The organism is Pseudoalteromonas sp. SR45-1, assembly GCF_014163655.1.
Taxonomy (GTDB): Bacteria; Pseudomonadota; Gammaproteobacteria; order Enterobacterales; family Alteromonadaceae; genus Pseudoalteromonas; species Pseudoalteromonas distincta.
This window is the reverse complement of record NZ_JACJDR010000014.1, coordinates 124,227-132,429: the sequence shown is the minus strand read 5'-3', so window position 1 is coordinate 132,429 and position 8,203 is coordinate 124,227. Positions and strand designations below refer to the sequence as shown.

5 protein-coding genes are annotated in these 8,203 nt (G+C 38.6%); 2 read left to right on the top strand and 3 right to left on the bottom strand.

The features are described 5' to 3' along the window. Positions 1 to 584 precede the first annotated feature (584 nt). Positions 585 to 2,078, bottom strand: a complete 1,494-nt coding sequence (gppA, locus tag H5089_RS14935; protein ID WP_182712547.1) for a guanosine-5'-triphosphate,3'-diphosphate diphosphatase — start codon at positions 2,076 to 2,078, stop codon at positions 585 to 587. Positions 2,079 to 2,121: 43 nt separating this feature from the next. Then, entirely contained in the window at positions 2,122 to 3,399 is a 1,278-nt protein-coding gene (rhlB, locus tag H5089_RS14930) for an ATP-dependent RNA helicase RhlB (RefSeq protein ID WP_002960940.1), read from the bottom strand. A gap of 91 nt (positions 3,400 to 3,490) precedes the next feature. On the opposite strand from rhlB, the gene trxA reads away from it, so the two are divergent. Next, a complete protein-coding gene (gene trxA / locus H5089_RS14925) occupies positions 3,491 to 3,817 on the top strand; it encodes a thioredoxin TrxA (protein WP_002960942.1) in 327 nt (108 codons plus the stop codon). Between the two features lie 186 nt (positions 3,818 to 4,003). After that, positions 4,004 to 5,263 (top strand): transcription termination factor Rho, encoded by a 1,260-nt coding sequence (gene rho / locus H5089_RS14920; protein WP_002960945.1) that lies wholly within the window; start codon positions 4,004 to 4,006, stop codon positions 5,261 to 5,263. Positions 5,264 to 5,327: 64 nt separating this feature from the next. Here the strand turns inward: rho and H5089_RS14915 are convergent, their stop codons facing one another. Further along, on the bottom strand, positions 5,328 to 8,147 hold the full coding sequence (locus H5089_RS14915; protein ID WP_182712546.1) for an ATP-binding protein: 2,820 nt from the start codon (positions 8,145 to 8,147) through the stop codon (positions 5,328 to 5,330). Between the last annotated feature and the right edge of the window lie 56 nt (positions 8,148 to 8,203).

Sequence of the window (8,203 nt, the reverse complement as noted above, 5' to 3'; positions counted from 1 at the left end):
AGCCATGATCAAACTCTTCAATTAAAAAGTTTTATGTCTTTCGACAGCTCAATGAATTCTGAATTTTTGTTTTTGTTGCCAAAAACGAATTGACTGTGCGTTATTATTTTCACTTTTAAAAAAGTAAAATCAAAACAGCTCAAGACTGAATCTTTTAATAACATATGGTCACTCAGTTTCAATTGAGACTCTAAATTTGTTTGCCTCGCTACCTAAGTAGGTTGGCTGTTAGAACTCAATCTGTACGAGTGCCCACACAGATGATTGCTTTATATTGTTAAAGAACGTCTTGAGTCGCTTTAGCGTCTCAAGGGATGCGAATAATACACCCTTTATTTTTCGAGTCAACACTTTGTTTTAAACTTTCTTCCGACAATTTAAAACCGAAGTTTTATTTAACTCTGTGAGTAGTTCGTGCCTTGCTATGCGTTGGCGTTTCCCGTCTCAGTGGGGTCGCATTATAGGGAGATCCGAAAACAGATCAACCCTTTTTTGAAGAAAACTTGAAATAATGTGCTGTTCGCACATATTTACATCGAAATGGTTACTTTAAACACTAAAAAGGCCCTGATGGGCCTTTTTAATTAGTTTACTATGAGCTTCCAGCCAAGTTTTCCTTGCTGTTTAGACTCTTGTTGCAGCTCACTGGCCATTAATGGATGATCTTTTAACCAGTTACTTTCAAACTTAAGGTCTAACACTTCATTTTTAGCAGTTAACTCAAACTTAGGCAGTACATCATCTTGTCTGCGCATTGATAAAATGACTGCTATTCGTAGTAATCTCACTATATATTGCGCTAATAGACTATTTACGCCGAGTGAATTAAAACAACCTTTTGGAAAATCAGATCGATGTGCATCTGCTACCGCTACTATTAATTTATGCTCTGACTGTGAAAAACCAGGCATATCGGTATTTTCCAAAATATAAGCGGTATGTTTATGGTACTGCTTATACTCTATTAGTAATCCAATCTCATGAAGCTGCGCTACCGCTTTTAATAGTGGTAACCCATTTAAGCTTTCAATCGGCCAATCTTTATCAATACTCAGCGCTAACTGCATTGCCAAGCTTGAAACTCGACACGCTTGTTTTTGATCAACATGATAACGGCTCATAAACCCATCAACTGTGCGTTTGCGAATGTCGTTATTATGAAACTCCGGAACCATGCTATATAAAACACCTTCACGCAGTGCTCCACCCGCCAATCCCATTTTTTCTATTTCAAGAGATTCAAATAGTGCGATTAAGATTGCAAGTCCTGATACAAATACCAGTCGACGGTCTTCACTTAACCCAGGAAGGTCTAGCGCTGCAATAGTGCTAAATGCAATTGCTTGATCTTTTATGGTGTTGAGCTTTTCAAGTGTAAGTAAGTCGTCAAGATTTTGCGCGACCATAATTTCTTGAATTGCTTGTACTGTACCAGAAGCTCCAGATGCAATTTCCCATCCAGCTGCTTTATACTCTGGAGAAATTTCATCAATGACTGTACGAGCCGCTTTTATTGCTGCGTTAAAGTTACTCTTACTTAGTTGGCAATCTTTAAAATAGCGTTCAAGATAGGTAACACACCCCATATTGAGGCTTTTGTAATGTAGGGCATCAAATGCTTTACCAATTACAACTTCTGTACTTGCACCACCAATATCAATAACAAGCTGTTTGCCAGTACAAGATGAAGTATGGGCAACACCTTTATAAATTGTGCGCGCTTCTAATTCTCCGCTGATAACATTAATGTTATGACCTAGAATTTTTTCGGCATGATTTTTAAATACTTCGGCGTTAGTTGCTAAGCGTAAGGTAGCTGTTGCTACTATGGTGATATTTTTGTCTGGGATATCTTGTAGACGCTCAGCAAAAAGGGCAAGGCATTCCCAGCCTCGCTGCATTGCTTCAGTACTTAATACGTTTCCTTTATCAAGCCCTGCGGCTAATCGGACTTTGCGTTTAACACGTCCAATTGTTTGTAGACCGCCAGCAATTGATTTGGCAATAAGCATATGAAAGCTATTTGAGCCCAAATCAATAACTGCGTACACATTTTTTTGCGGTTTAAGTTGCCCCACCGTTCAAAAACCTCTAGTTACTACTACATATACAAACGGTCGCTTACGACCGTCCTTTTTGGTAACTATTATTTGGGCGACGTCCGCTGTTATTACTACGGTTACGTGGACCTGTTGAATAGTTGCGCTTTCTTTGAATAATAGGCTGAGTTAAATCATCTAGCAATGCTGTTTTATCATAATGTGATAAAGGAATGCTGTGCTCTATATATTCTTCAATTTCATGCAGGTTGTATGCATATTGCTCACATGCAAAACTAATTGCGTGGCCTGATGCACCAGCGCGGCCAGTACGGCCAATACGGTGAACATAATCTTCACAATCGTCAGGTAAATCAAAGTTAAACACATGACTTACTTCTGGAATATGAAGACCACGCGCTGCAACATCGGTCGCAACTAAAAAGTCTAAATCACCTTTGCTAAATTGCGCTAATATAGTTTGGCGTTTTTTCTGGTTAACATCACCAGTAAGCATACCTACACGATGACCGTCTGATTTAAGCCAAGCATATACTGTTTCACAACTATGCTTGGTATTTGCAAACACGATTGCTTTCTCTGGCCATTCTTCTTCAATTAAGGTTAACAACAGCTTAATTTTATCTTCTTGCGAAGGATGAAATAGCTCTTCTTGAATACGTTTACCCGTTTTAACGTCAGGTTCAATTTGAACATGCTCTGGGTTTGTCATGTGCTCAAAAGCTAATTCTTGTACGCGGTACGATAATGTGGCAGAAAATAATAAGTTTAAACGCTTTGATGTATCTGGCATGCGATCGAACATATAGCGAATATCTTTGATAAAACCTAAATCGAACATACGATCGGCTTCGTCCAGCACGACTACCTCAATTTCATTAAGGGTGTAACAGCCTTGCTTATACAGATCAATTAGGCGACCTGTAGTACCAATTAAAATATCAACGCCTTTTTCTAGTTGTGCACGTTGTTTTTCGTAATCTTCGCCACCATATACTAAACCTAAGTTAAGATTACAGTGCGGCGCTAAAATTTTAGCATCTTTGTGTATCTGAATCGCAAGCTCCCGAGTAGGGGCCATGATCAGGGCTCTTGGATGTTTACTAGGTGCTTTGCTAGATTGTAATAACCGATGGCACGTGGCGGTTAAAAACGCCAACGTTTTGCCTGTACCCGTTTGAGCTTGGCCCGCGATATCGCGTCCATCACAAATAAAAGGTAGGCATTTTGCTTGAATAGGTGTGCAATATTCAAACCCATTCTCGGTTAAACCGGCAACCACTTCCGGTGCGATAGCAAAGTCTGAAAACTTTTTATCGGTTAAATGTGTCTTAGTCATAGCGTTTAAGCATAACGTTTAAACTTGCAATAAGAAACAAGAGTGTTTAAATACGCACTAAATATTTCGCCTAACTAAATCGGAGAGCGCAATGAGCGAGAAAATAATCCAAATTACTGACGATAGCTTTGAAGCTGACGTATTACAATCAGACAAACCAGTACTAGTAGATTTCTGGGCTGAATGGTGTGGACCTTGTAAAATGATCGCCCCTATTCTTCACGAAGTTGCTGATGAATACGACAGCCGTGTGACTGTTGCTAAATTAAATATTGACCAAAATGCTGGCACACCGCCAAAGTTTGGTATTCGTGGTATCCCTACTTTACTTCTTTTTAAAGATGGCCAAGTAGCTGCAACGAAAGTAGGTGCTCTTTCAAAAACTCAACTTATCGAGTTTTTAGAAAACAACATCTAACGGTAAGCTAGAACAATAAAAAGGGCTTTTTTGCCCTTTTTTAAATTTATTTTGTATAAAGACTGGACGCTTTGCCAGTGAACTGCTAGTTTATAAAGCCAACTAATCCTTAGTTATATTCAACAAACCTCACTCAACGATCAAAGCGATTTTGAGTATGACAACTGTAATAAAGAACCCACCAATATGCATTTACGCGAATTAAAAGACAAGTCGATTAAAGAGCTTGTAGACTTAGCTGAGTCCATGGGGCTCGAAAACGTAGCCCGCTTAAGAAAGCAAGATATCATTTTTGCCATTCTTAAATCCCATGCCAAAGGCGGAGAGAATATCTTCGGCGGCGGTGTATTAGAGATTTTACAAGATGGTTTCGGCTTCTTAAGATCATCAGAAGCCTCTTACTTAGCTGGGCCAGATGACATTTATGTTTCACCTAGCCAAATTCGCCGTTTCAGCATGCGTACTGGCGATTCAATTTCAGGCCTTATTCGTCCACCTAAAGACGGTGAACGTTACTTTGCTTTACTCAAAGTAAATGAAGTTAACTTTGATAAACCTGAAAACTCTCGAACTAAAATTCTTTTTGAAAACCTTACTCCACTACATGCAAACGAACGTTTTCGCATGGAACGTGGTAACGGCAGTAAAGAAGATATTACAGCCCGTGTACTTGATTTAGCATCTCCTATTGGCCGCGGCCAACGTGGCTTGTTAGTAGCTCCGCCAAAAGCGGGTAAAACAATGCTACTTCAAAACATTGCACAATCAATTACGCATAATCACCCTGATGTAACATTAATGGTTTTACTTATTGATGAACGTCCGGAAGAAGTAACTGAGATGCAACGCCTAGTTAAAGGTGAAGTTATTGCATCAACGTTCGATGAGCCAGCTTCTCGTCACGTACAAGTTGCCGAAATGGTTATCGAAAAAGCAAAACGCCTAGTTGAACATAAAAAAGATGTTGTTATCTTATTGGATTCAATCACTCGTTTAGCACGTGCTTATAACACCGTTATTCCTTCATCAGGTAAAGTACTTACTGGTGGTGTTGACGCTAACGCATTACATAAACCTAAGCGCTTCTTTGGTGCTGCACGTAACGTTGAGGAAGGTGGTAGCTTAACAATTATAGCTACAGCGCTTATCGATACCGGCTCTAAAATGGATGAAGTTATCTACGAAGAGTTTAAAGGTACTGGTAACATGGAACTTCACCTTAACCGTAAAATTGCGGAAAGACGTGTATTCCCTGCTATCGACTTTAATCGTTCAGGCACTCGTCGTGAAGAATTACTAACAAAACCAGATGAGCTTCAAAAGCTTTGGATTTTACGTAAAATTGTTCATGACATGTCAGAAATTGATGCAATGGAATTCTTAATCGATAAACTATCGATGAGCAAAACCAATGATGAATTTTTTGATTCGATGAGACGCCAATAAAAGCGTTTTAATTGAATAAAAAAAGCGCCTAAGGCGCTTTTTTTGTGTCTGGATTAAATACAGTTTAACTTTCGTTATACTTTTTAAGTACACTCTGCAGCGTATCAACGAGCGCTTTAAAGTCATTCGCACTACTTTTTTGGGCCCTGCGTAAAAGGGCTCTATCTAAACTTTGAGCCGATTGCGCAATTTCATCTAAACCAAACATTTGCGCCGCTCCTAAAATGCGATGACTATCTTTTTGTAGCGCGGCTAAATCTTCACTTATGAAATGCTGAGTAATCGTTTCACTCTCCAAAGCAAAGCTTTGCTTAAAACTAATGACAAGATCGCTCATATCAACTTCATTTTGCTTTGTAATTGGCTGATCTTCTGCATTATGTAGGTGGCTGGAAAGCGCTTTATAAAATGACTCTTTATCTATCGGTTTACCTAAGTAACCACTAAACCCTAACTCTAAATAGCCATCCACTTCATGACTCATAGCATTTGCAGTTAAAGCAAAAATAGGCCGCTCAAAACCACACTGTTTTAATAGCTGAAAAGCAGAACGCCCATCCATCACAGGCATTTGAATATCGAGTAGCACTAAATCAGGATACTCTTTTAAGCACTGCTCTACCGCTTGCTCACCGTTTTCAACGGCAATAACCTCGAGCCCCATTGAACGTAAATAGCGGCTTATTAACCTTCGATTATCAGGGTGATCTTCTGCTAGTACAACACGCCCTGCCAATTGCTTATTTACCTTTGGAGCACTTTGAGTTTCAATCAGGCTTTGCGATTTATTTACTTCTGCGCACGGTAAAAAGAACGAAAACTGACTGCCCTTTTTGTATTCGCTTTGTACACTGATATAACCGCCCATCATCGCGGCTAATTGTTGCGATAAGCTAAGGCCTAACCCTGTCCCCCCAAAGCGACGGCTAATACTGTTATCAGCTTGGCTAAAGCATTCAAAAATAAGCTTTAACTGTTTAGAGCTCATACCAATACCGGTATCTTTTACAATAATCACTAGCCCTTGTTCACTCTTATTTAAAGCAATAATGATTTGGCCAGCGTGAGTAAACTTAATAGCATTAGCACATAAATTTATAAGAATTTGTTTTACGCGTATTAAATCCAGCTTAGTGTAAAACTCATTACCCACTTGATTGTCTAAAATGAGGCGTAAATTTTTTGCTTTTGCTTGAGTGATAAACATTGCATGTACGTCATTTACAAGCTCTACAATATCAAAGCACGAAATATTTAACTCTAACCTATTAGCTTCAATTTTACTTAAATCGAGCACGTCGTTTATTAAGCTTTTTAAATGGTCGCTATGGCGCTGAATTACTCTTAATTCATCTTTAAGTGACTCAGGCTCATATAATTCGTTAATTAAAGCATCTGTTTGCCCTAAAATAGCCGTTAGTGGAGTGCGGATTTCGTGGCTAATATTGGCCAAAAACTGGCTTTTAACATCGTTAGCTTGTCTTAGCTCCTGTGCTATTGCTTGTAACTCGGCAGTGCGCTGCGTAACTTGCTCTGTTAACTGCTGCTTAGCGCGTTTTTCTGCGCCACGGCGGTAAAGCGCAATACCAGTTACAACAACCAAAAGTAATAGTAAAAAAGAGAATAAAGTAAGCTGAGAACGCTGCGACATTTTTAACTCTTGCACACGTCGATCTTGTTTAAGTTTTTCTATCTCTTGGTTTAATTGGGTTGCTTTAAATTGATGCTGAAGTACCGCTAATGCATTTATAATTGCTGTACTTCTGAGTTTTCGTAGCTCACTAATGTATTCTTGTTGCAAGGCCATTGCGCTTGAATAATCGCCTTTACTGGCTTCAAGTAGTGCTTTAGTCCCTAAACCCTCCCTAATTATTCGCTCACTGCCATACTCGTGGGCAAGTGAAATAGCTCTATCTAAACTTATTTTCGCCTCTTCTAAGTTGCCTTTAACAAACTGAATTTTACCAAGCGCATGTAGCGCATTAAGCTCTAAATTATGGTTACCTATTTTAAGCGCATAGTACTCACCTAATTTAGCTTGCTCGTACGCTTCATCTACTTTTTTTAACACTAAATTAGTATTTGCCAAGTTGGTATATTGCGTAGATAACTTATTGTAATCATTGGCTGAAATATAATAACGCAGCGCTAGCTGGTAATAATGAAGTGCTAAGTCAAATTGATTACTCTCCATATGAGCAACACCCATATTGTTGTATACCTGCGCAATACCGCTTTTATCATCTAACCGCTGATAAACTTTAAGTACATCTTGATAAAGACTAAATGCACTATCGTAGCGTGATAAGCGTATATAAACGCCTGCTATATTAAGTAATATGTCGGTTTGATCTTGCTCACTACCGTGCGCTTCGTAAATAGCTTTTGCCTTTAAGTAAAACTCTAGGGTATCGCCTAGCTTATTCATATTAAAATAAGCCAAACCAATATTATTTAGTAAATTTGCTTGTTCAAGTAGTTGTTCATTTTTTTCAGCTAATACTAGGGTGCGGGTATATTCACTTATGGCCTTTTGAAATAAGCCTTGATAAAAAAGTGCTACACCTTGCATTTTTATTGCACGAAAGTGCTCGTCAGGAAAGAAAGTATCTGAAGTGTTTTTTTCTAATAATTTAAAATAGTGTAAAGATTCTTTAAAATTATCAGCCGATAACGCACTATTACCTAATGCCGAATAAACAGCGACACGCTCTTTTTTAGAAACGTTTTTATTAGCAAGTAACGTATTTGCTAATTGTAATTTAGGCTCCCACTGCACTTCGTTTTTGAATTGCTCAAATAACGAATCACTATTTTGGGCATAGCTAGGAGCTATTAGTACACAGCATATAGTAAATAAGAGGCATTTAAACTTGCCCAGCATAATTTTAATCCTTCAAACCGTTACTTATATCAGTGTAATCTTTATTGAAGATACAC